20 protein-coding genes and 1 pseudogene are annotated in these 22,854 nt (G+C 62.9%); 12 read left to right on the forward strand and 9 right to left on the reverse strand.

Annotated elements, in window-relative coordinates; all coding sequences use genetic code 11:
- Positions 1-132: 132 nt before the first annotated feature.
- The 4 genes and pseudogenes from hpnK to AWB68_RS15805 all read right to left on the reverse strand — a co-directional run bounded on the left by hpnK (position 133) and on the right by AWB68_RS15805 (position 3,234).
- Positions 133-975 carry a hopanoid biosynthesis-associated protein HpnK gene (gene hpnK / locus AWB68_RS15790; RefSeq protein ID WP_087645286.1) on the reverse strand — a complete coding sequence of 281 codons (843 nt, stop codon included), beginning with the start codon at positions 973-975 and terminating at the stop codon, positions 133-135.
- 2 nt (positions 976-977) lie between these two features.
- Positions 978-1,202 (reverse strand): annotated as a pseudogene (locus AWB68_RS15795) (hypothetical protein); the annotation flags it as partial.
- A 43-nt stretch (positions 1,203-1,245) separates the two neighbouring features.
- On the reverse strand, positions 1,246-2,481 hold the full coding sequence (gene hpnI, locus AWB68_RS15800) for a bacteriohopanetetrol glucosamine biosynthesis glycosyltransferase HpnI (protein WP_374729578.1): 1,236 nt from the start codon (positions 2,479-2,481) through the stop codon (positions 1,246-1,248).
- 414 nt (positions 2,482-2,895) lie between these two features.
- Complete coding sequence (locus tag AWB68_RS15805; RefSeq protein ID WP_087645288.1) at positions 2,896-3,234, reverse strand: hypothetical protein; 339 nt, start codon at positions 3,232-3,234, stop codon at positions 2,896-2,898.
- Positions 3,235-3,459: 225 nt separating this feature from the next.
- Here AWB68_RS15805 and AWB68_RS15810 point away from each other — a divergent pair, with 225 nt between their 5' ends.
- From AWB68_RS15810 to AWB68_RS15830, 5 genes are all read left to right on the forward strand, one after another.
- Positions 3,460-4,122, forward strand: a complete 663-nt coding sequence (locus AWB68_RS15810; RefSeq protein ID WP_087645289.1) for a response regulator — start codon at positions 3,460-3,462, stop codon at positions 4,120-4,122.
- A gap of 8 nt (positions 4,123-4,130) precedes the next feature.
- The gene (locus AWB68_RS15815; RefSeq protein WP_087645317.1) at positions 4,131-5,507 is read left to right on the forward strand and encodes an ATP-binding protein; all 1,377 of its coding nucleotides are present in this window, start codon (positions 4,131-4,133) and stop codon (positions 5,505-5,507) included.
- A 159-nt stretch (positions 5,508-5,666) separates the two neighbouring features.
- On the forward strand, positions 5,667-5,873 hold the full coding sequence (locus tag AWB68_RS15820) for a hypothetical protein (protein ID WP_125482945.1): 207 nt from the start codon (positions 5,667-5,669) through the stop codon (positions 5,871-5,873).
- Positions 5,874-5,899: 26 nt separating this feature from the next.
- Entirely contained in the window at positions 5,900-7,042 is a 1,143-nt protein-coding gene (hpnI, locus tag AWB68_RS15825) for a bacteriohopanetetrol glucosamine biosynthesis glycosyltransferase HpnI (protein WP_200828709.1), read from the forward strand.
- A 61-nt stretch (positions 7,043-7,103) separates the two neighbouring features.
- Positions 7,104-8,099: a lysylphosphatidylglycerol synthase domain-containing protein gene (locus AWB68_RS15830; protein WP_087645292.1), complete on the forward strand. Its 996-nt coding sequence runs from the start codon at positions 7,104-7,106 to the stop codon at positions 8,097-8,099.
- Between the two features lie 179 nt (positions 8,100-8,278).
- On the opposite strand, the gene hpnJ is transcribed toward AWB68_RS15830, so the two are convergent.
- A complete protein-coding gene (gene hpnJ / locus AWB68_RS15835; RefSeq protein ID WP_087645293.1) occupies positions 8,279-9,700 on the reverse strand; it encodes a hopanoid biosynthesis associated radical SAM protein HpnJ in 1,422 nt (473 codons plus the stop codon).
- Between the two features lie 519 nt (positions 9,701-10,219).
- A complete protein-coding gene (locus AWB68_RS15840; protein ID WP_087645294.1) occupies positions 10,220-11,095 on the reverse strand; it encodes a lipid A biosynthesis lauroyl acyltransferase in 876 nt (291 codons plus the stop codon).
- 373 nt (positions 11,096-11,468) lie between these two features.
- Between AWB68_RS15840 and AWB68_RS15845 the strand changes: the two genes are divergently transcribed.
- Positions 11,469-11,711, forward strand: coding sequence for a hypothetical protein (locus AWB68_RS15845; protein WP_374729577.1), 243 nt, complete (start codon positions 11,469-11,471; stop codon positions 11,709-11,711).
- A gap of 205 nt (positions 11,712-11,916) precedes the next feature.
- Here the strand turns inward: AWB68_RS15845 and AWB68_RS15850 are convergent, their stop codons facing one another.
- The 3 genes from AWB68_RS15850 to AWB68_RS15860 all read right to left on the reverse strand — a co-directional run bounded on the left by AWB68_RS15850 (position 11,917) and on the right by AWB68_RS15860 (position 15,328).
- Positions 11,917-13,401, reverse strand: a complete 1,485-nt coding sequence (locus tag AWB68_RS15850) for an aldehyde dehydrogenase family protein (RefSeq protein ID WP_087645296.1) — start codon at positions 13,399-13,401, stop codon at positions 11,917-11,919.
- An 18-nt stretch (positions 13,402-13,419) separates the two neighbouring features.
- Positions 13,420-14,370 (reverse strand): agmatinase, encoded by a 951-nt coding sequence (gene speB, locus AWB68_RS15855; protein WP_087645297.1) that lies wholly within the window; start codon positions 14,368-14,370, stop codon positions 13,420-13,422.
- 112 nt (positions 14,371-14,482) lie between these two features.
- Positions 14,483-15,328, reverse strand: a complete 846-nt coding sequence (locus AWB68_RS15860) for a LuxR C-terminal-related transcriptional regulator (protein ID WP_087645298.1) — start codon at positions 15,326-15,328, stop codon at positions 14,483-14,485.
- 200 nt (positions 15,329-15,528) lie between these two features.
- Here AWB68_RS15860 and AWB68_RS15865 point away from each other — a divergent pair, with 200 nt between their 5' ends.
- From AWB68_RS15865 to AWB68_RS15890, 6 genes are all read left to right on the forward strand, one after another.
- Entirely contained in the window at positions 15,529-15,876 is a 348-nt protein-coding gene (locus tag AWB68_RS15865; protein ID WP_087645299.1) for a cupin domain-containing protein, read from the forward strand.
- Positions 15,877-16,043: 167 nt separating this feature from the next.
- Positions 16,044-17,516 (forward strand): NAD(P)/FAD-dependent oxidoreductase, encoded by a 1,473-nt coding sequence (locus AWB68_RS15870; protein WP_200828708.1) that lies wholly within the window; start codon positions 16,044-16,046, stop codon positions 17,514-17,516.
- Between the two features lie 84 nt (positions 17,517-17,600).
- Positions 17,601-18,554: a LysR family transcriptional regulator gene (locus AWB68_RS15875; protein ID WP_087645300.1), complete on the forward strand. Its 954-nt coding sequence runs from the start codon at positions 17,601-17,603 to the stop codon at positions 18,552-18,554.
- 158 nt (positions 18,555-18,712) lie between these two features.
- On the forward strand, positions 18,713-20,269 hold the full coding sequence (locus AWB68_RS15880) for a purine-cytosine permease family protein (protein WP_087645301.1): 1,557 nt from the start codon (positions 18,713-18,715) through the stop codon (positions 20,267-20,269).
- 178 nt (positions 20,270-20,447) lie between these two features.
- On the forward strand, positions 20,448-21,584 hold the full coding sequence (locus tag AWB68_RS15885) for a porin (RefSeq protein ID WP_087645302.1): 1,137 nt from the start codon (positions 20,448-20,450) through the stop codon (positions 21,582-21,584).
- A gap of 295 nt (positions 21,585-21,879) precedes the next feature.
- Entirely contained in the window at positions 21,880-22,758 is an 879-nt protein-coding gene (locus AWB68_RS15890) for a hypothetical protein (RefSeq protein WP_087645303.1), read from the forward strand.
- Positions 22,759-22,854: the final 96 nt, after the last annotated feature.

A 22,854-nucleotide genomic window follows, 5' to 3' on the forward strand; every position in this document is an offset into this window, starting at 1 on the left:
CGAGCCGGGCATTGTGTGCATGCAGCGGCACGAGCCACGACGACGCGCCATGCATCGCGGATGCCGTCATGCAGCGCGACCGCGACCAGAAGGCGAACGCAGCGGGCCACCGAAGCCAGAGCGGGCGCCGCATCATGCCGACACTCGCGTCGGCTGGCGTACCGCGTGGCCGAAGACATCGGCGAAACCGCCCTGCATCGCGCCGGTCGCAACGATCGCCGCCGCGACCGCGGGCGAGCGCAGCGCGGCGAGTTCGTCGGAATGGCGGTAGCCGCGCATCGACGACGTGAGCGCCCCCCGTCCCATGCTCGCCGGATGGCAGTAGATCTCCAGCACGCCGCCGGGCGGTTCCCTGAGCACGGAGAGAAACGCGGCTTCGTCCATCCTGCCGGTCAAGCGCAGGCCGGCAACATGATCGTTGTGATCGATGCCGGCGCGTTCCATGCGCGCCTTCGCGAGCGCGATCCACGGACGCAGCAGGATCGACCCGTGCAGTTCGTTCGGCAGCCGCATTGCACGCATGCCGAAGTCGCGGCCGATCTCGAGGATCAGTGCGAGCACGGTCGGATGCAGATGAAAATGCTTGTGCGCGTTGACGTGATCGAGCGCGAGCCCAGTCGCGGCGAAGGCTTCGAACTGCGCGCGGATTTCGGCGGCGAGTTGCGCGCGTACATGCGGCAGGCTGAAGAAGCGCAGGCCGTCGCGTGCCATCGACGAACCGAAGCGGCCCTGACGGTCGACGAGATCGGGAATCGTGGAAGGCGCGAGCGTCGCGTGGCCGTCGGCGAGGACTATATGCAGCCCGACGCGCAGGTCCGGCAGTTCACGCGCGCACGCGATCGCACCGTGCGCGGCGGGCGCGCCGACCATCAGGCTCGCCGCGCTGAGGACGCCGTCGCGATGCGCGAGCACGACGGCCTCGTTCACGCGCGCATGCAGCCCGAAGTCGTCGGCGGTGACGATGACGCCGCGCATGGTCACGCCTCGTGCGTGCGCAGGAAGCGGAAGAATTCGACGCCTTCACGCAACCGGCGCCTGGTCATCGCCCGACTCACGAGCATCTCGCGCACGATGGTCGTTTCGATCGTCTCGTGTGTCTCGCCGGGAATGAAGGTCCCGCAGATCTTGTTGCCGGGCTTGCGGCAATCGCCGCTGAAGCGGCGCGCGATGTCGGTGCGAAGGCCTTTCTTGATGTCGGGCAGGAACAGCGTCTTCATGATGAGAGTTCCTTCATGATGATTGGATTCATCGACTGTCCGAGAGATCGGACGCATCGGGATCGTTGCGCATGTTCGGCGCGCCGGAAGCGGGTGAGCCGTCGATGGGAACGCGCGCGCCGCGCCACGACACGTTGCTGCCGAAGGCCGCCGCGAACCATTGCAGCCAGAGCAGGACATCTCGCAGCGGGAGGAGCGGCAACTCCCGACAGAAGCCGCGCCAGTTGCGCGCGCTGCGCCAGTGCAGCACGAGGCGCGCGCTCAGGCCGAGCGACGTGCTCAGGTCGACCAGGGTGTCGACATACGAATGCGCGATGTTGCCGCCGCTCGCGTCGATGCCGAGCCCGAGCAGGCCGCTCGCGACGAGCCACGGCGTGGTGAACGTAACGAACAGGAACGCGAAGCCGAGCGGATTGACGGAGCGGATCGTGCGCAGCCAGCGCGTTTCGCGACGCCAGAGCGAGAGGAAGTCGCGCTCGATCACATCGGTCGTGACGACTACGTCCGAGAGCCGGATCGCGAGGCCGAGCCCGCGCACGCGTTCGGCGAGCCAGTAGTCGTCGGCGAGGCAGTCGCGCAGGGCTTCGAAGCCGCCGCTTGCCGCGAGCGTGTCCTGCCGCAGCGCGAGCGTCGCGCCAAAACCGAAGCGCCGCGAGCCCGCCGCGTGCGCGAGGTGCACCGAGGGCACGAACCATTCGTCGATGAAGAGCGCGCCGAGGCGTGCCCAGAAGCCACCCACCCGCCGCGCGCGATACAGGCACGTGACGAGGCCGACATCGTGATCGAGAAGCGGCGCGGTGACCCGCGTCAGGTAGTCCGGCTCGACCGCGATGTCGCTGTCGGCGATCACGAGCAGGCTGTGCCGCGCGTGCGCCGACAGATTGATCAGGTTGGCGACCTTGCGATTGCTGCCGTGATGCGTGTCGTCGACCACGAGCCGGATGTCGAGATGCGGATAGGCTTTTTGCAGGCACTTCACGACCTTTGCCGCCGGGTCGCTCGCCGACGACACGCCGAACAGCAGTTGGTACGACGGATGCGACTGCACGCAGAAGGTTTCGAGGTTTTGCAGGAGGCGCGGTTCCGCACCGCAAAGCGGCTTGAGCACGCTGACCGATGGGGTCCGCGACGGGCCGCACGCGTCGTCGTCCCGTGGCTCGCGCAGTCCCGGACGCACGAGCGCGGCCACTGCCGCATAGCACGTCGCGATGCAGCAGAGGCCAATGAGCATCCATTCCGTCAATGGCAGCGACGGCGCCATCACGCAGGGTTCCGCTTGGTGCACCGCGTATTCGTCTGCTTACTGTCGACTGCGAGCGTTGCTGTCGGAATGCTGTCGATCACGGCGCCTCCTTTGCACAAGAGGTATTTATCGATGGGGACTCGCGAAGCGGATGCAGCGCGCTTCGCAAATCCGACAGGCTGCCTCGTCGATGCTTAAGGAACGCTTAGGCGCTTGAGGTTATCGGTTCGTCAGAACGTCTCGCAGCCATGCGCCGTCCAAAAAAAAACCCGGCGAAAGCCGGGCGAAACAAGACGGTCAGGGTTCCGAGGCCAGGACCGTCCGCGTGATCTGGTTTTCAGCGGGCTCAAGCGCAGCCGGGATTGCATTGAGAACGGGAGATGAACGCCTCGCGTTGGCCGCCTCAACGCACGCCCGGCGGAGAGTCGCTTACCGCTAGCGGTGCAAAGCCGCAGGATTCAGTTCGAGATGCAACTGCACGAGCCAGTCACGTTCGCAGCCACCGGCGATCACTGGACCGCCGCGCCCGTTAGCCGCCCGGACCAGATGGTGCGACGATTCGGCGACGTCGAACGCGCGTCGAGCGGAATGCCTGACGAATGTCACGACGACGCCGGCGGCGCCGAGCGTCGCGAGTCGCACGACCGGCTCGCTGATGGATTCGGGCCTGCCCGCGAGCATCGCCACCAGCAGGAATGCAGCGTCCGACACCGCCACGGCGAGCCCGAACAACACAAGGTGCGCGCGCATCGAAACGAAAGTCGGTACTTGCATGGACATCTCCCGGACTGCATCGCAGCGTGTCGTCACATGCCACGCCACGTTTGTTGCGATAATGCGGCCGGATTCCTTATGAGATGCTTAAGCACGCGAAGAGCTGTGTGCGCTCGCAGACCAAAGGCCATTCGTTGAAGCAGCTTAAGGAACGCTTAAGTGAGGCTTAAGCTTGCGGACAGGACAATTGGCGTTCGGGCAAAGCAGTTTCGATGGAGAATTCACATGCGTCTGCTACTGGTGGAGGACGACGACATGATCGCCGAGACGGTGCTCGACTCGCTGCGGCGCACGGGCTATGCGGTCGACTGGGCTCAGGACGGCCGCGCCGCGGAGCTGTCGTTGAACAACGGCGTGTACGATCTCGTGCTGCTCGACCTCGGCCTGCCGAAGCGCGATGGCATCGACGTGCTCAACGAGTACCGGCGCGCGGGCGGCGACGCGCTCGTGATCATCCTGACCGCGCGCGATGCAGTGGATGACCGCATCCGCGGTCTCGACGCCGGCGCGGACGACTACCTGATGAAGCCGTTCGATCTCGACGAGCTTGCCGCTCGCGTGCGCGCCTTGCTCCGGCGCCGCACCGGGCAGAAGCATCCGGTCTACACGCACGGCGAATTGCGGCTCGATCCCGCCGCGCACGAAGCGATGAAAGACGGCGTGCTGCTCAATCTCGTGCCGCGCGAGTTCGCGTTACTGCAGGCGCTGATCGAAGAGCCCGCCCGCGTGTTCCGGCGCGCCGAACTCGAAGAGAAACTGTACGGCTGGGGCGAAGAAGTGGGCAGCAACACCATCGAAGTCCACGTGCACAGCTTGCGGCGCAAGATCGGCGCCGACCAGGTGGTGACGGTGCGTGGCGTCGGCTATCGATTGAAGAGGCCCGGATGACGCCCCATATGACGTCGATCCGGCGCTGGCTGCTCGGCTGGCTGATTTTCGGGCTGGCCGCCGCGTGTCTTGTCGCGGGCTTCGGCATCTTCCACACCGCGCGCGAGGAAGCCAGCGAACTCTTCGACTACGAGCTGCGCACCGTCGCGATCTCGCTGCCGATGAACATCGCGGCCACGGACGGCACCGAGCGCCCCAGCCACGATTTCAGGGACATCGCCGACGACCGGCTCGTCATCGACATCTGGGACAAAACCGGCAAGCTCATCTATCACCCGCTAAAGGAGCCCGCGCTCCCGCTGATCGGCGACGGCTTTCGATCGGTCGATCGCGAGGGGTATCGCTGGCGCGTGTTCGGCATCGAGCAGCCCGATCGCTTCGTGCAGGTCGCGCAGCCCTACTTCGTGCGCGACGAGCTCGCGCTCAAGCTCGCGCTGCGCACGCTGTGGCCGCTCGCGGTGCTCGTTCCCGTGACCGTCGTGCTCGTGCTGTTCGTCGTCGCGCGCGGGCTGGCGCCGATCGGCGGACTCTCGCGCGCGCTCGCGAGCCGCGAGGGCGAATCGCTCGATCCGGTGCAACTGGACCAGCGCGTGCCGACCGAGATCCGGCCGCTCGTCGATGCCCTCAACGATCTGCTTTTGCGGCTCGCCGCGGCTTCGCAGGCGCAACGGTCCTTCGTCGCCGATGCCGCGCACGAACTGCGCACGCCCCTCGCGGCGCTCAAGCTGCAGATGCAGGCGGCCGTGCGCGACGGGTCGCTGGCGGGCAGCGGCGACACGCTCGCGCGCCTCGAAGGGCGCCTGAACCGCATCATCCATCTCGCGCAGCAATTGCTCACGATGGCGCGCGAGGACGCCGAGCGCGAGACGGCGATGGCGCCGGTCAGCCTGCGGCGGCTGTGCGAAATGTGCGTCGGCGATTTCTCGATGCTGGCCGAGACGAAGGCGATCGACCTCGGCCTCGAACTCGAACACGCGACCGGTCCCGCCGATCCGTACACGGTCATCGGTGACTCGCACGCGCTGGCGGTGCTGCTCAACAACCTGCTCGATAACGCGATCCGCCACACGCCGCGCGGCGGCCGGGTGGACGTGACCTTGCGCCGGGAAGCGGACAGCATCGCGCTAGCGGTGCTCGATGACGGGCCGGGCATTCCCGCCGACGAAATCGGGCGGGTCTGCGATCGGTTCTATCGCGGCGCTGGCGCGCAGGGGCAGGGCAGCGGACTCGGCCTGGCGATCGCGTCGCGCGTCGCGAGACGGCATCGCGCGGGATTTTCGCTCGCCAATCGCAGCCACGGGCAGGGGCTCGCGGTGTGGACCCATGGCTTGCGAGCAGTCGGGGCGCAGGACGTGTGCGTGGCAACCCGCGTTCACCATGATTGAAATGCTTTTTCGGTCAGGAACAACGTTGGGAGAACCCTCGCGCTTACACTAGGAGGTAACTGGAAACAGCACAACCCTCGACACGAGATCGAGGTGAAATACTCCGAGTCCTTCATCGATCAAGAACTGTGGGCGTACTGAATGCTAACGGGAGCCTTCATGAAAGCTTTCCTCGCGCAGTCGGCGGTGCACGACGTTTTCGAGAAGTCTTTCGATCGACGCTCTACTACCAGGCGGTCCAGGAGCGGCTGGTTCCGGGAGAGCAGGCTGTTCAACCCTGGAATGCTCACGAGCGAGGGGATGATGAGGCGTTGCCTGCGCGAGGTTCTCGAGATATTTCACTTCTCAAGCGGCCACGCGGCGTGAGCGCCGTGCATTTCCTGGTCGCGGACATGGCGACGGCGTGCGGCGCGGCGGCGATGTTCGGCATCGCCTATACGATCGTTGCGGCCTTGCTGATCCGACGTTTTTTCCTGCGCTCCGCGTGCAAGCCGAGTCGGTATCCGCCAGTCACCATCGTCAAACCGTTGTACGGCGACGAGCGGGGATTGCTCGCCAATCTTTCGAGCTTTTGCCATCAGGACTATCCTGGCCCCGTGCAGTTTCTGTTCGGCGTGAACGACACGGCAGATCCGGCGCTACGGACGGTCGATGCACTGCGGCGCCTGCATCCCGAAGCAGACATTACCGTGGTCGCCGATGCGCGGCTGTATGGGCCAAACCGTAAGGTCAGCAACATTCTGAACATGCTGCCGCAAGCACGGCACGACGTACTGGTGTTCGCTGACAGCGACGTGAGCGTCGCACCGGACTATCTGGGCAAGGTCATCGGCGAGTTGGAGAAGCCGGGAGTCGGACTGGTCACGTGCATTTATCGCGGCAAACCCGAACCGGGTTTCTGGCCGCGTCTTTCGGCGAAAGCCACCAATTACCAGTTTCTTCCCGGCGTGGTGATCGCCCTTGCGCTGGGCCTCGCGCGGCCATGCTTCGGGCAGACCATCGCGATGCGACGCGCAACGCTCGAAAAAATCGGCGGCTTCGAGCCATTTGTCAGCCATCTGGCGGAAGATCATGCGATCGGTGAGGCGGTGCGGCTCGCGGGCGAAAAAGTGTCGATTCCGCCCTTCACGGTCGCGCATGCCTGTGTTGAAACCAGCGCGCGTCAGTTGATCGCGCACGAGTTGCGCTGGAGCCGCACGATCCGCAAGGTCGATCCGTTTGGTCATCTAGGGTCGGTGCTTAGTCACCCGCTCGCATTCTCGCTGCTTGCCTTGATGTTGTCCGGCGCCGCCGCTTGGTCATGGCAACTCGCGCTCGCGACACTGTTCGCAAGGCTCGCGCTCGAGCTATCGTCGGACCGCGTTTTGCGCCAGGCACATCGCGACCTATGGTTGTTGCCGCTGTGGGATATAGCTTCCTTTGCGATATTCGTCGCAAGTTTCTGGTCGTCGCGCGTGACGTGGCGCGGCTTCCGTTTCGAAGTCGACAGTGACGGCCTGTTGTCGGCCGTTCAGGACGAACGGGTAACCGACTGATGAAGCAAAGGCGATTCGCGCGCGTGGCTTTTGCCAAGCGACACCTCTCAACGGCACCGGCATGATGAAGCATCTTGGCCGCATCGCGGCGCTGGCCGGCCTGATCGCGTCGCTGTGGCTCGTCTGGCACGAGAACCCCGCCGCCGTGCTCCACGCGCTGCGAACCGCCGGCGCCGGCTTGCTGCTCGCAGCACTGGCGCACGTGCTGCCGATGCTCGCCAATGCGTGCGACTGGCGCACGCTGATCCGCCGCGCGCATCGGCCCTCCGTGCTGACGATGCTGAATCTGGTGTGGGTGCGAGAATCGGTGAATTGCATGCTGCCGGTCGCGCGCATCGGTGGCGAGGTGGTGTCGTACCGGATGCTGCGGCTTCGAGGGCTGGGGCCGTCGGCGGCCGCAGCCAGTTTGATCGTCGATATGCAATTGACGGTAATCAGCCAGTTGCTCTTCACGATGGTCGGGATCGGTTTTCTGCTCGCGCATGCACAATCCGGCGCGGCCCGGTTCGCCGGCCAACTGGCTTGGGGCGTGGTGGTCCTCACACCGCTCTTGGTGCTGTTCGCGCTGGTTCAGCATGCCAGTCCGTTCGAGCGAATCACGCGCATGCTCAACCGCATCATGAGTGGCAAGCTCGCTGCGCTCATCGGGCGGTCGGCGCAGATCGATCAGACGATCAAGCTGATCTGGCGTCGGCGCGGTGTCGTTTTGCGTTACCTGTTTTTCTGGCAGCCGCTTCAATGCGTGCTGACTTCGCTCGAAATCTGGCTCGCGCTTTACTTCCTCGGGGCGCGCGTCAGCCTGGTCGATGCGGTTGTTATCGAATCGTTGATCCAGGCGGTCAGCAGCGCGGCGTTTTTCGTGCCCGGCGGCCTGGGTGTGCAGGAGGGCGCCTTCGTCCTGATTGGCGGCGCGCTTGGCCTCGATCCTTCGATATGTCTCGCGCTCGCGGGTGCGAGACGGATTCGCGATCTGCTGATCTTCATTCCTGGACTTCTTGCGTGGCAGCTTGTCGAGTCATCGAACCGGCTTGCCGCACCGCCGACTCGTCCAGGTTGAGCCGGGTGACTTCGAAGCCTCGGCATCGCTGGTGCTCGTCGGCAAGTCCCGATGACAGTGCGCCATGCCTAACCCCGTTTTAACAGCCTGCCGTCGACTTGCGGTCGCGCTGACGCCAAGGCACCACGGCACGTTGCCAGCACGGTGAAAGGCCAGCAACGTGCGTCGAACCAAGGGCATTACGCCTTGTGCTCCCGTAGAAATCTGAAGAACTGCACGCCTTCCTGCAGGCGCCGTTTCATCATCTCCCAACTGACCAGCATCTCGCGGACGATTTCCCAGATCTTCGTCGGTCTGAAATAAAAGCGTTTGTAGAAGTCCTCCACGCTGCGAAAAATCTCTTCGCGCGACAAGTGCGGATAGCCGATAGCTGAAAGCTGAGTGCCCGTGGAATTGACGAGAGTGATGACCTTGCTCTCGTTCAGCCATCCATTTTCGACCGCTTGCTTATGAAGGACCGTACCCGGATAAGGCGCAGCGAGTGACACCTGAATCGTGTGGGGATTGATCTCTTGCGCATACTGGATCGTCTTCTCGATCGTTTCGTGAGTCTCGCCGGGCAGCCCGAGAATGAACGTGCCGTGGATCTTGATGCCGAGTTGGCGGCAATCGTCACTGAAGCGGCGTGCCATATCGGTTCGCAGCCCCTTTTTGACATTCACGAGGATCTGGTCGTCGCCGGATTCGTAGCCGACAAGCAGGAGCCGCAACCCGTTGTCCTTCATCACCTTGAGGGTTGAGTAAGGCACATTTGCTTTCGCGTTGCATGACCACGTCACGCCCAGCTTGCCAAGACCGCGGGCGATCTCTTCGGCTCTCGGTCTGAGATCGGTGAAGGTATCGTCGTCGAACATGATCTCCTTGACTTCGGGCATGTTGTCCCTGATCCATTTCACTTCTTCAAGGACGTTCCCGACCGAACGCGTGCGATAGCGATGACCCCCGACCGTCTGCGGCCAGAGGCAAAAGGTGCACCGGGATTTGCAGCCTCTCCCTGTGTAGATCGACACATACGGATGTTTGAGGTAGCCGCTGAAGTAATTTGTGCTCGTGAGGTCGCGCTTGTAGATCGGCGCGACGAAGGGCAACTGGTCCATGTCTTCCAGAATCGGCCGGGCTTCGTTGTGCATGATCCCGCCGTCAGGCAGGCGATAGCTGAGACCGAGAATCGACTCGAACGCGAGCCCTTGCGCGATGTCGCGACACGTGAAGTCGAATTCTTCACGGCACACGAAGTCGATCGCATCGCTCGCGGTGAGCGACCCGTGAGGATCGACGGCGACTTTTGCCCCGATCATCCCGACGAGTATCGTGGCCCTTCGTCTTTTTAAATGCTCCGCGAATTGGGCATCGCTCGAGAACGACGGCGTGCTCGTATGAATGATGACGAGGTCGAACTGCTCGGCGATGTCGAGAGACGCGTCGAGCGACAGGCCATCTGCGGGCGCATCCAGGACGCGGCTGTCATCGATCAGCGCAGCGGGCTGGGCGAGCCACGTTGGATACCAGAAAGATCGAATCTCGCGCTTCGTTTGGAAACGTGAGCCCGCTCCGCCGTCGAAGCCGTCAAAAGAAGGAGCCTGCAGAAACAGCGTTTTCATAGATGCCCCAAAGAAGATAGTCCGCTTGAGCGAGATCAGTCACCGCAGAGCGTCGCCAGACGTCGGCGAGGTTCGCGCATTGACTCGTGCTTCAAAAACATGCCGCTTGCTGGATAGCTGGGATGGACGCTGCCCTCTTCGGTGGGGAACTCGGGGACAGACAAGCAAGGTATCGACTCGTCATCATCCTTTCATAACCTCACGATATTTGACGTGACATAGCCGCGTTGCGGCTATCACCGGGGAGCAGAGGGACGTTCAAGAATACTACGACTTGCGGGCTTGATATTGCAAAAAGATTGGCTCTTTGACCCCGGTCGATCTTTACAGCGAGGTTACTTTGCAGCTCGACGCATCATGGATGTCTCAAGCAGATGTCCCGCTCGCGGCAACAGTTGCGCGCGGCAAATCGGAAGCCTTGCGGGGCATGATCGGGTGCCGGTCTCCCGTCGTAGTGGAATCATGGGCGCCGCTTTGAAGAAGCTCGATTTCTCAAGGAGTTCGCTGCAAAGGACGTGTTCAATACACCCCCGCCTCTCCTGGCGGACGATGCTTGAAGCGTCGATGTACCCAGTAATACTGTTCCGGAAATTTCAGAATCTGCGTCTCAAGAAACGCATTCATGCGACGCGCGTCAACCGCATCGCTGTCGGATGGGAAGTCATCCAACGGTTCGAAGACGGTCAACTTATATCCTCGATAATTGGGCAGCACCTCGGTCACGAACGGTACCACCCGCGCACGGCCCAGCCGCGCAAGTCTCGAAACGGAAGTGAGCGTACAGGCGGGAACGCCGAAAAAAGGGACAAAAACAGAGTTGTCGATGCCGTGATCCATGTCCGCCGCGAGCATGACGGGTTTGCCGGACCGCAACAGTGCGACGATCTTTCTGGCGCTGGTCGAGCGTTCAATCATCTCTGCGCCAAATCTGCCACGTTGTCGCTTCGCCAGGTCGCACAAGCGTGTGTTCGACATGCGCGTATACAAGGAAGCGGCAGGCAGGCGCGTCGAAAAAAGGATGCAGCCAACCTCGATGGCCACGAAGTGAAAGCCCATGAAAATGGTAGGCGGAGCGTCCTTGTCATAAAGATCGATTTTGCTTTCGATCTCGACGAGACTGGTCAGCGACTTCGCGCTGCCGTACCATTGAATGGCGCGTTCGAGATAGCTGCGCGCCACGTGGCGGAAGTGGTTCCTCGCAAGATCATCCAGTTCGCATTCAGTCTTCGCGGGGAAACAGAGGCGCAGGTTGACAAGGACCACGTGTTTGCGGCGACTTGGAAGTCTATACAAGGCTGCCCCGAGCGCGCTGCCAAGCTTCGCGACCCACCTGTAAGGAAGCAGTGATAAAGCTCGCAGCAGCGCTACGATGAGAACGAAGCCAAGTTGGTCCATAGGTTTGTCTCCGCTTTTCGCGCAGAAGGACTGGGGCGAACCCTGTTTGGCAGGTGTCGGGCTTACCACACCAAATATCACGTCCGGGGAGCCCGTTCATGCATGAAGACAAGACAAGGCAAGAAACAACAGGATATAAGACAGTACGGTAGTTCTTGAAATCGTTTATTGGTTCGCATATCTTCCAGTAGGACTTTCGTCAGCGGGATACCCGAGAAAGCTGCGAAATGAAATGGCGAACAGTCGAATGATGCGCTGCCCGCCTTTAGCCTAAATGAGGATGCGTCGCTATACGAAGTGTTGGCGACCAACCTGTGACTTTCGTTCAATTCAGCAATCGGAGGCAAGCATGAGGCATATGAATCGAGCACTTTTGGTTTTGTCAATCGCGTTCACTGCGGTTGCATCGGGGCAGTCGTGGGCGCAAACCAATCAAGCTGCTCCGCAAACCGGCAGCACCGACGAGATCGTCAAGATGCGCATGGAAGTCGCCTCGGCCAACAAGACGTATGACAAGAAGGTTGCCGCCGCGAAGAAAGTCTACGACCACAAGAAGGCGGAAGCTGCCAAGGAGCGCGACGCAGCCATCGCAGCGGCTCATCAAGGAGCCTCGTAATGAGGATAGGGTATTGAAGAGAGTTGGGTGTGGGGCTCCGTTCGTCGAACCGGCAACTGCTATAAGGCCGATCTTCGCCTTGACGCGGACGGCAGAAGCTGAATGTCGAACGGGTGATCTCGCGACGCGTCAATCGAGGCGCGACCGTTCAAACGGCCGCGTTCCCGTCCCTAGCGCCAATCCACAACATTGAGTCAGCGCGAAGCTATCCACGCAACACGATACTGTGGCGCATTTCCTGATAGCTGCGCAATCCGGCAAGACCGAGTTCACGGCCGATGCCGCTCAAGCCGAGTCCGCCCCAACTCACTTGCGGGAAGATCAACTGCGGCGTATTGATCCACACGAGCCCCGCGCGCAGCGCGTGGCGATAGCGGCGCGCAGCGTCGTCGTCACGAGTCACGACCGTCGCCACGAGTCCATAACACGTGTCGTTGGCTAGCGCGATGGCTTCGTCGTCGGTTCGAAACGATTTCACGCACGCGACCGGCCCGAACACTTCATCTGTCCACAACACGTTCTCCGTATCCGGCTCGGCGACCACGACGGGCGCCATGAAAAAGCCTTCCGCGCAGGCACTGTCGAGCGCACCGCTGAATGCGATGGTCGCACCGTCGGCCACGCCTTGTTCAAGCAACGCTTGCACGCGCGCGCGTTGTGCACGGGAAACCAGCGGGCCGATCGAGACGTTTTCAGTCTGCGGCGGCGCGATCACGAGCGCGCGCACTGACGCTTCGAGGATGGCCATGAACTTGCGGTAGACATCGTCGTGCACGATGATGCGCGAGGTCGCCGAACACATCTGCCCGGCGTTCGTGAACGCACTACCCACCGCGAGCGTGACCGCGTGTTCGATGTCCGCGTCGGCACGCACGATCAGCGCGGATTTCCCGCCGAGTTCGAGCGTCACGCGCTTCATGTCCTGCGCCGCTGCCTGCATGACCTTGCGGCCCACGGCCGTGCTGCCCGTGAACGAAACCTTGTCGATGAGCGGATGTGCCACGAGCAGCGCGCCCACTTCGCCGCCGCCGTTCACGAGGTTCACGACGCCGTCGGGCAGACCCGCCGCCGTCATGATCTCCGCGAGAAGATGCTCGACCGGCGAGGTGAATTCGGACGGCTTCAGTACCACCGTGCAACCCGCCGCAAGCGCGGGAGCGATCTTCCACGCGGTCGTGACCATCGGGAAATTCCACGGCACGATCAGCGCGGCCACGCCAACCGCTTCGTAATGACGCTCGCCCGTCACGGTGTTGTCGGGCAATGCAAGCGTCTCGGCGGCGAACAGCGAATCGTCCGCGCACAGGTCCGCGTAATAGTCGAACGTGGCGATGGCGTCGCTCACATCGGTGTCGACTTCGAGCGGAGGCTTGCCGCTCACCCGCTGCTGCATCGCGGAGAGGCGCGCGCGGTCTGCTCCAAGCAACCCGGCTATTTTGCGCAGCACGTTGCCGCGCGATGCAGGCGGCCAGTTACGCCATGCATCGAGCGCTGCCCGCGCCGCGCGCACGGCGGCATCGACTTGCGTGGCATCGGCATGTTCCTGCCAGCCGATAGCCTCACCGGTCGATGCGTTGTGGATTGCGTTACCGGCTTCCCGGTTCGACGCGCCGTACCGCGTGCCCGCGATCGTCGCGGCCGGCAGCATGACTGAGCCGTCTTCAGGACGTTGCTCGAATTGAGTGGCCATAATTGTCCTCGGGTGCTTTTAACGATACTTGACGCCTGGCATCACGCAGAGCATCTCGAAGGCGAGATTGGCGCCCACGAGCGCCGTCGTCCCGACCTGATCGTAAGGCGGCGAGACCTCGACGAGATCCGCGCCCACGACGTTCAGGCCTCGCATGCCGCGCACGATTTCGAGGCCTTGCTGCACGGTCAGGCCGCCCACTTCGGGCGTGCCGGTGCCCGGCGCGAACGCGGGGTCGAGCCCATCGATATCGAAGCTCAGATACACCGGCGTGTCGCCCACGCGCGCGCGCACTTCTTCCATGAGCGGCGCGAGCGACCGGTTCCAGCAGGCTTCGGCTTGCACGACGGTGAAGCCTTGCTTGCGGCACCAGTCGAAATCGTCGGCGTGGTAGCCGGTGCCACGCAGGCCGATTTGCGTGACCTTGTCGCACTGGAGCAGACCGTCTTCCACTGCGCGGCGAAACGGTGTGCCGTGCGCGATCTTCTCGCCGAACATCGTGTCGTTGACGTCGGCGTGCGCATCCACGTGCACGACGGCAACCTTGCCGTACTTCTTGTGCAACGCGCGCAGGATCGGCCAGGCGATCGTGTGGTCGCCGCCGAGCGTGATCGGGCGGCAGCCGTTCGCGACGATCGCTTCGTAAGCCGATTCGATCAGGCGGATCGAGTCCTTCAGGTCAAAGGGATTGGTGGCGACATCACCGATGTCGGCCACTTGCAGCGAATCGAAGGGCGCGGCGCGCGTCGCCATGTTGTAGGGGCGCAGCAGCACCGATTCCGAGCGGATCTGGCGCGGTCCGAAGCGCGCGCCCGAGCGGTTCGAGGTGCCGAGATCGAGCGGCACGCCGACGAAACACGCATCGAGGCCTTCGGTGCTGCTCGCCTGAGGCAGACGCATCATGGTCGCGATGCCGCCGAATCGCGGCATGTCGTTGCCGCCGAGCGGCTGGTTGAGTTGGCGCTGCATGGGCAGTTTCCCGTCATCGTTGTATGGACGGGGCAATCTTAGGCGACGGCACTGCGGCGCGAATCACGAAGTGGAAATGTTTACACCGGGACTGTTCGATGTGAACGCGGCTTCAGAGAGCGGGCGGACGGGGGCAAACCTGACCCCACGCGATCAGGTCGCGCTTGGTGCGCACGCCGAGCTTTGCGAACGCACGCTTCACGTACGACTCGGCCGTGCCGATGCGCACGCCGATGATCTCCGCGGCTTCGGGCACCGTACGGCCCGTGATGAGATGCGTGCAGATTTCGTATTCGCGCTTCGACAAAAGCACTTGATCGGCGGCGATACGTGCGTCGAATTGCGCGAGCGGATGCAGGAACGACGTGGGATGCGCGACACGCTTCGCGGCGCTTATCGATGCGTGCAACTCCAGCAGCGGAAACAGGAAATCGCTCACGTTGCGAAAGCGGTTCATCTCGGCGAGCGAGAACGGCGGTGCATCGAGCGAGCGTTCGAGTGCGATGGAATCCTGCGCGTAAGGCGTGCCGCGCGCGAGCACGCATTCGTGCGCGATCAACGCTTCGTCGAAGAGGCGCTGGCGAAATTCGCCAGGCGGTATCGCACCGATGTCGCGCACCACGAGCAGCGTGCCGATCTTGCCGCGGATGCCCGCGAAGAGCGGATCGCTGTCGTAAAAGCGGTCGTAGTAGAGCGTCATGACTTCGGAGATGACGCCCGTGTCCATTCCTACGCCGCTGCTGCCGATCCATTCGCAGCGAAAGCCCGTGGGCTTGCTGCGGTCGACGCGCGAACGCTCGATGTGCACGACGTTGAGCGGCACGACCTCGTTGAGAAGCAGCGTGAGACGCCGCACGAAATCGGGTGTGCCAACAGCTTCGATGACATCGCCAAGCGTCTTGAACGAGAGCGGAAACCCGGCTTGATTTCGATTGAGCGGGGGTACGTTGAGCAGCATGGCGCGCCCCAAGGAAAAGTCTGCCTCATTTTAGACCATGCGCCGCATCGCCCGCCAGACGGTGCTTTCGACGATCTAGGTATTTACCCGCGCATCGCTAAACGCTCTTTGTCCCCCCTGCGGGGGGGCATACCGGGGCGCCATGTGTCGGTAACTTTGGCGAACCGATTCAATCAAAACCGACGCAAGAAAGGAAGCACATGAGCAAGCTGATTCAGGACATCGCGCCGCTGGGCGAAGGCATCGGGCAGTTCACCAAGCTGGACTACGGCATGGACGAAAGCGACTGGCGCGCGGCAGAGGGCCAAAGCGGCAATTACGTGATCGGCTGGTGGGAAGGCAAGGCCGGCGCCGTCGAATTCCCTGCGACGACGGCCGACGAAGCGGTCTGGCTCGTCGAGGGCAAGATCGCGCTGACCGACGTGAACGGCGGTCGCAAGGAATTCACGGCGGGGCAGGGCTATCTTCTGCCGGCCGGCTTCGCAGGCCGTTGGGAAACCATCGAGGACGCGAAGAAGTTCTACATCGTGCTCGAACCGCAACGATAGCCGTTGCAAGCCGCGCCGCTGCCCGCACACACGGCGCGGCGCCGTCCTTCCCGTCAAGCAGTGAAATCCATCATGAGCACCTTCGCGCATTGCCGGTCGGCACATCGCGTCGGTGACTTGCATGCCGAGCGCCGGTGTCCGCACAGCGCCCGAAGAGGAGGCCCACCATGAATGAAAGCGCCCAATTTCTCGAAGCGGACCTCGCTGCGCGCCCGCTCAGTCCGTCGCGCGGGACGCGCCGCGCATCCGTCGAACTGAGCGTCGAAGAAGCGCTCGCCCGCACCAGGCTCTCGCCCTACTGGCTCGACAATCCGGCTGAACCGCCCGCTGAGCCGGCACTCGCGAGCGACACGCGCGCCGACCTGCTGATCGTCGGCGGCGGTTTCACCGGTCTGTGGGCCGCCGTGCAGGCGAAGGAACAGATGCCCGAACTCGATGTCGTGCTGATCGAAGCGGGCCGGGTCGCGCATGGCGCGTCGGGGCGTGCGGGCGGCATCATCTCGACGTCAGTGATGCATGGTCTGCCCAACGCGGTGCGGGTGTTCCCGAAGGACATCGCCGAGCTCGAAGAGTTTGGCCAGCGCAATCTCGATGGTTTCGAGGCGACGCTCAAGCGCTACGGCATCGACGCTGACATCGAATGGAATGGCGAGATGACGGTGGCAGTCGAACCCGATCACATCGATCATCTGCGCGCCGATTACGATCTGCACAAGTCTTACGGCCACGACGTCGTGCTGCTCGACGCAGCGGCTACGCGCGAACAACTCGATTCACCCCTGTTCGCGGGCGCGCTCTGGTCGCGCAACCGCAGCGGCATCGTGCACCCGGCCAAGCTCGCGTGGGGTCTCAAGCGTGCGGCGCTCGCGCTCGGCGTGCGGCTCTATGAGCACAGCCCGCTGATGAGCGTGGCCGACGAAGGTTCGACCGTCTTCGTGAAAACGCCCGAGGGCAGCGTGCGCGCGACGCGCGTGCTGTTCGGGAGCGGGACCGCGAAAGTGGGCATCCCCGACATCAACCGGCGCGTATTGCAGGTGCGCGATCACGTGCTCGCGACCGAGCCGCTCACCGACGAACAACTGTCGCGCATCGGCTGGAAGCACCGCCAGGGCATTTACGACACGCGCACGCAGCTCAACTATTTCCGCCTCACGAAGAACAACACCATCATCTTCGGCGGCCTCGTGAGCTATCACTTCGACGGCGATCCCAATCCGCCGCGCGACCAGAAGCGCGACACGTACTACCGTCTCGCGCAGGCGTTCTACCAGACCTTCCCGCAATTGAGCGACGTGCGCTTTTCGCACGCGTGGGGCGGCCCGATCGACTATTGCTCGCGCGGTTCGGTGTTCGCGAAACGCTATCTCGGCGACAAGGCGGTGTTCGTCGCGGGCTACACGGGTTTCGGCGTGGCCGCGAGCCGCTTTGGCGCGTTCATGGGCCTGAACATCCTGTACGACCGCGAAAGCCCCGAGCGCGCGCTCGACATCGCCAATCAAAGCCCCACGTACATTCCGCCCGAGCCGGTGCGGTGGCTGGCCGCGAAGGTGACCTTCCATGCGTTCGACGGCGCAGATGCCGAAGGCGGCTGGAAGCGCGCATGGATCAAGGGCATCAAGGCAATGGGCTTTCCGATGTAACCACCACGCGGCGTGCCGCGAAACGCGTCCGGAAGCCTCCGTGCTTCGGGGTGCATCGCGACGCCCCACAGCGCGACGTAACGCATGTTCTCCAATACCTCCGATCTCGACCTGCGCCTGGTGCGTGTCTTTCTCGCGGTCGTCGATGCGCGCGGCATCACGGCCGCCGAAGCGACGCTCGGCGTGCGCCAGTCGACCATCAGCTCACAGCTTTCCGCGCTGGAAACGCGCATGGGCTTCACGCTCTGCGAACGCGGGCGCGGCGGCTTCCGGCTCACGTCGAAGGGCGAGCGTTTCGTGGCGTCGGCGCGCGCGCTGATCGCCGCAACTTCGCAATTCGTCGATCAAGTGCGCGATATCGACCGCAAGCTCGTGGGCACCCTGTCGATCGGCTTGATCGGGCAGGCATCGCACTTCGAGAACGCGCGGCTTGCCGAAGCCATCGGCGCGTTTCGCAAGCGCGATCAGGCCGTGCGCTTCGCGATGCGCGTCGCATCGCCGCAGGAACTCGAGGAAAGTCTCGTCAATCATCAACTCGATCTTGCGATCGGTTACTTCTGGCATCGCGTCGCGGGGCTGTCGTATAGCAGGCTGTTCAGCGAGCGGCAGGTGATCTGTTGCGGGCGTGGTCATCCGCTTTTTCACGAGGCCCCCAACGTAACACCCGGCGATCTACGCGCGCACGACTGGATCTGGCGCAGCTATCCCGTGCCCGAAGAACTCGCGAGCATCGAGGAGCGCCGGGTGACGGCCATCGCGGACAGCATCGACGCCGCCTCCGTGCTGATTCTTTCGGGCAGCCACATCGGCTATTTGCCCGCGCATTTTGCCGAACCATTCGAGCAGCGCGGTCTGATCCGCGTGCTGGGACGTAACACCTTCGGCTTCGACGTGCCGCTCCACCTCGCGATGAAGCGCGGCATGAGCGACAAACCGATCATACGAGCCTTCTGTGAAGACCTTTTGGGTGTCTATGGTTCGCGCGCGAGCGAAGGCGAGCCCTGCGTGAATCAGCCGGAATCCGCAGTGAGCGTATGACCGCCGCCAAACATTGGCTGCACCCGTTGTGAACGTTTTGAAAACGCAATATGGCGCCCATTCAAGTGCAAGAAAATCACCGCCAATAAAGACTGCGCCGGCCGGCGAACGTGATGCAGGCGATTCGCCGGACGACGCCTTATAAGGAGCGAGACAACATGGCTGACAACACGAGCATTACCCAGATCGAGACCTTCGGTTTCGAGCGCATTCCAGACGCCTCGCGTTACGCGCGACCCGTCGACCTGTTCCGCCTGCTGTTCGGCGGCTGCAACACGTTTTCGACTTCGGTGCTCGGCAGTTTTCCGGTTCTGGTGGGACTGTCGTTCGAAGCCAGCATGTGGGCCATCATCATCGGCGTGCTCGCGGGTACCTGCATTCTCGCGCCGATGAGCTTGTTCGGGCCGCGCAACGGGACGAGCGACCCCGTCTCTTCGGGCGCGCACTTCGGCATTCACGGCCGTATCGTCGGCTCGTTTCTCGCAGTGCTCACCTCAGTCGCGTTTTTCTCGCTCGCGGTATGGAGTTCGGGTGACGCGCTCGTGGGCGGCGCGCACAGCATGGTGGGTCTGCCCGTCAACGGGTGGACGCTCGGCTCGGCCTACATGGTGTTTGCTGTCCTCGTGCTGATCGTGTGCATCTACGGCTTCCGCTTCATGCTGTGGGTGAACAAGATCGCCGTATGGGCAGCGAGCCTCATGTTCGTGCTCGGCGCGTTCGCGTTCGCGAAGGCCTTCGACCCGCACTACGCCGGCACGCTTCATCAGGGCAGCGCGGGGTTCTGGGCCGCGTTCATCGGCGCGATGCTGGTGGCGCTCAGCAATCCCGTTTCGTTCGCTTCCACGCTCGGCGACTGGGCGCGATACATTCCGCAATCCACGCCCCGCCATCGTGTGATGGGCGCCGTGTTCGCCGCGCAGATCGCGACGTTCGTGCCGTTCCTTTTCGGCCTCGTGACCGCGACGATCATCGCGACGCAGGCGCCCAGCTTCATCAGCTCGAACGATTATGTGGGCGGTCTGCTCGCGGTATCGCCGCGCTGGTTTCTCGTGCCGATGTGTCTCATTGCGATCATCGGCGGCATGTCGACGGGCACGACCGCGCTCTATGGCACGGGCCTCGACATGTCGAGCATGTTTCCGAAACTGCTCAACCGTGTGCGCGCGACGATACTGATCGGCACGTTGGCGATCGGCTTCATTTTCGTCGGCCGCTTCGCGTTCAACCTCGTGGAAAGCGTGGCGACGTTCTCGACCCTCATCTGCACCTTCAGTTGCCCGTGGATGGCGATCATGGTGATCGGCTTCGTGCAGCGCGGCGGCTTCTATCTTGCCGACGATCTGCAAGTGTTCAACCGCGGCGGGCGCGGCGGCCACTACTGGTTCAAGCATGGCTGGAACTGGCGCGCGATGGGCGCGTGGATGCCGGCGGCATTCATCGGCCTCGCATTCGTGAATCTGCCGGGACAGTTCGTCGGGCCCCTGGGCTCACTCGCGGACGGCTGCGATCTCAGTGTGCCGGTGTCGTTCGCCGTGGGCGGTGTGCTGTATCTGACCTTGCTGTGGCTTTTTCCCGAACCCGACTCGGTTCATGGTCCGCAAGGACGCCGTCTGGTAGGCGCACTGCGCGAGCGTTCGCGTGCCGCCGCGCCCGTGCCCGTGCCCATTACGCCGCGCGTGCGCGACCTCGTGGGTAATCGCGAACAGGCTGAGTAACGCCGCACGTTTCAAACCGGCAGCGCGGGTCCGGCGCTGGGCCGGGCAATTTTCGCGCTTGATACGACCTCCGCTACCAATCCGTAGCGCAGGCATGGCGCTGCACGCGCTCAAGAAGTACGACGAACTCAAATAAACCCTGAATCGCCTGTTTATCAAAAGGCTGGAGACACGCCGCATGAATTCGAAAATGGTTCTGGCGGTAGCACTGCTTTACGCGTCCGCCGCCGCACACGCGCAAAGCAGTGTCACGCTATTCGGCGTATTGGACGAAGGTCTCAATCTGACGAGCAATGCCGGCGGACACAAGGCGTGGCAGATGTCGAGTGTCGATATGGTGACGAGCCGTTGGGGTTTGAAGGGCAGCGAAGATCTCGGTGACGGACTGCAAGCGATCTTCGACCTGGAAAGCGGCCTCACGCTGGACAATGGCGCCGCTTATTACAACGGGCGACTGTTCGGGTACCAGGCGTATGCCGGATTGCAATCCGATACGCTCGGGACGCTCACGTTCGGACGCCAGTTCGATTCGGTGACCGATGTCATCGGGCCGATGACGGCGAATGGTTACTGGGGCGGCTATCTGTTCTCGCATCCGCTCGATAACGACAACACCGACGCCACGTTTCGTCCGAACAACTCGGTCAAGTTCACGAGCAACGAATATGGCGGGTTGTCGGCCACGGCGCTGTACGGATTCAGCAATCAGGCAGGCGCGTTCGCGGGCAATCGCATGTACAGCGCGGGCTTGAAGTACAGCTACGGGACATTCACGATTGGCGCCGTGTATGAAAACCTGTCAGATGCAGGCGCGACGTCGTCCGGTGCCGTGGCCTCGGACGACGTGAACTTCGTCGCGGCAGGTCAGAAGATCTACGGTATCGGTGCAAGCTATGGAGCGGGGCCAGCGACGCTGGGCCTCGTCTATACGCATGTGAACGTGCAACAGCCGGTTTCGTCGGTTTATATCGGCGACCTCGGGTTGAACAACGCCAGCCTGCGTTTCGATAACGTTGAATTCAACGCGAAGTACGACGTTCTAGTCGATCTTTCCATTGCCGGCATGTACACCTACACGATGGCGCATCTGAAGCAAGGCGGGGCTGAGAGTGCGATGCACTGGAACCAGGTCGGCGCGATGGCTCAATACCTGTTATCGAAACGCACCAGCGTCTATACGCAACTGGTTTATCAGAAGGTGAGTGGAGGCAATACGGGCACGCCACTCGATACGGCGTTGATTCCCGGCGCGGCAAGCCCATCGTCGAATTCGCATCAGATGGTGGCGCGGATCGGTATGACGCACTCGTTCTGATCGCCGCTGAGGTGCGCATGCTTGCGTCACGCAAGGTCGGTGACGGGCGAGGCGCGCGGCATCGGCTTCGCAACGGCGCAGGCGCTTGCCGGGGCCGGCGCGCAAGTCGTGCCGCCGTCAGTTCGCTATCGGAACTCGGTTGACCGCTCATGGCGTGCCTTTCGACGTGCCAGTTCATTGCGGCGAGCCTTCTCGCCCTACGCCGGCAGCGTGTATTATCAAAATACGCTTCCTGGTCGCCTCCGCTCCCGGCCGGCGCAACGCGTGACGCACCCCAAGCACACGGAGTCGAGACATGCCGGTCACCAGTCATTCGATCAAAAGCAAACCCTATCTCGTTGGCAGCTTTCAGGTCCCCGATGCGGTGAACGCGGCCGTGCCGGCGGCGGCAGTGCCGGCTCCAGCGGTGCCGGCGGTCGTCACCCGCTATCGCAACGTGCACACGATCTACCCGACCAACATCGCGCGCAACACCCTGGCCATCGCGGCCGCTACGACAACCGACGCGCGGAACCGCCTGTCGGGCACGGCGGCCGTCGGCGCCGGCGACACCATCTACCTCAAGTACTTCGACGACGAGATCACGTCGGTCCGCCTCCCGTGCCCGGCGCCCGCGGGCGTCAACCTGTTCGTCACCGACACATTGACCGGGTGCAAGTTCTTCGTTGACACAATCGCCGGCAGCACCGATCTGATGGTCTATCACGCGAACACCCACGCGCACTCGGCGGGGGCGGGCGCTGACTGCGACGTGCAGACGGTCGGAGCAACGGGCGTCCTGGACCAACTGCACATGAACGCCGTTGCCGACTATGCCGTCCACGGTATCGTCCTGAACAACGTCGCGTCGTGCGACAAGCCAACCTACTACGGTTCCGGCGGCGTCGCCGAGCGCAACAAGCGGAATCAGGGGCGCGTCCAGGGGCCGGTCTTTCAAGCCGGGCAGGCCGTATTTGCTGGCGGCTGCACGATCGTTGGCATTCCGCATGGCGGCACCTGGCGCTTTTATTACCAGCTCTATGGCACTGTGGATTACACCCGCCCCGACATCCCGATCATCGACGCGCTGATCAATTTCAAGTGGAACTACACCCACAAGAAAATTTGGCAGGGGCTGGACCACGGCGCGGCCGTCGACTCGATGAAGGTTCACGGCTGGGCGCGGATCTATTGATCTGGGTTCGACTTTCGACTGCCGCCGCACCAAAAAAAATGGCGCCGCAGGCATTCAGCCTGCGGCGCCATTTCGTGGCGCTACGACGAGAACAAA

The sequence above is a fragment of the Caballeronia choica genome (assembly GCF_001544535.1).
GTDB lineage: Bacteria > Pseudomonadota > Gammaproteobacteria > Burkholderiales > Burkholderiaceae > Caballeronia > Caballeronia choica.

Excerpts from the sequence above, each read along its gene's own strand:
- hpnK (WP_087645286.1), bottom strand. The coding sequence starts at position 975 with ATGCGCGGCGTCATCGTCACCGCCGACGACTTCGGGCTGCATGCGCGC.
- AWB68_RS15805 (WP_087645288.1), bottom strand. The coding sequence starts at position 3,234 with ATGCAAGTACCGACTTTCGTTTCGATGCGCGCGCACCTTGTGTTGTTC.
- AWB68_RS15810 (WP_087645289.1), top strand. The coding sequence starts at position 3,460 with ATGCGTCTGCTACTGGTGGAGGACGACGACATGATCGCCGAGACGGTG.
- AWB68_RS15815 (WP_087645317.1), top strand. The coding sequence starts at position 4,131 with ATGACGTCGATCCGGCGCTGGCTGCTCGGCTGGCTGATTTTCGGGCTG.
- AWB68_RS15820 (WP_125482945.1), top strand. The coding sequence starts at position 5,667 with ATGAAAGCTTTCCTCGCGCAGTCGGCGGTGCACGACGTTTTCGAGAAG.
- hpnI (WP_200828709.1), top strand. The coding sequence starts at position 5,900 with ATGGCGACGGCGTGCGGCGCGGCGGCGATGTTCGGCATCGCCTATACG.
- AWB68_RS15830 (WP_087645292.1), top strand. The coding sequence starts at position 7,104 with ATGATGAAGCATCTTGGCCGCATCGCGGCGCTGGCCGGCCTGATCGCG.
- hpnJ (WP_087645293.1), bottom strand. The coding sequence starts at position 9,700 with ATGAAAACGCTGTTTCTGCAGGCTCCTTCTTTTGACGGCTTCGACGGC.
- AWB68_RS15840 (WP_087645294.1), bottom strand. The coding sequence starts at position 11,095 with ATGGACCAACTTGGCTTCGTTCTCATCGTAGCGCTGCTGCGAGCTTTA.
- AWB68_RS15850 (WP_087645296.1), bottom strand. The coding sequence starts at position 13,401 with ATGGCCACTCAATTCGAGCAACGTCCTGAAGACGGCTCAGTCATGCTG.
- speB (WP_087645297.1), bottom strand. The coding sequence starts at position 14,370 with ATGCAGCGCCAACTCAACCAGCCGCTCGGCGGCAACGACATGCCGCGA.
- AWB68_RS15860 (WP_087645298.1), bottom strand. The coding sequence starts at position 15,328 with ATGCTGCTCAACGTACCCCCGCTCAATCGAAATCAAGCCGGGTTTCCG.
- AWB68_RS15865 (WP_087645299.1), top strand. The coding sequence starts at position 15,529 with ATGAGCAAGCTGATTCAGGACATCGCGCCGCTGGGCGAAGGCATCGGG.
- AWB68_RS15870 (WP_200828708.1), top strand. The coding sequence starts at position 16,044 with ATGAATGAAAGCGCCCAATTTCTCGAAGCGGACCTCGCTGCGCGCCCG.
- AWB68_RS15875 (WP_087645300.1), top strand. The coding sequence starts at position 17,601 with ATGTTCTCCAATACCTCCGATCTCGACCTGCGCCTGGTGCGTGTCTTT.
- AWB68_RS15880 (WP_087645301.1), top strand. The coding sequence starts at position 18,713 with ATGGCTGACAACACGAGCATTACCCAGATCGAGACCTTCGGTTTCGAG.
- AWB68_RS15885 (WP_087645302.1), top strand. The coding sequence starts at position 20,448 with ATGAATTCGAAAATGGTTCTGGCGGTAGCACTGCTTTACGCGTCCGCC.
- AWB68_RS15890 (WP_087645303.1), top strand. The coding sequence starts at position 21,880 with ATGCCGGTCACCAGTCATTCGATCAAAAGCAAACCCTATCTCGTTGGC.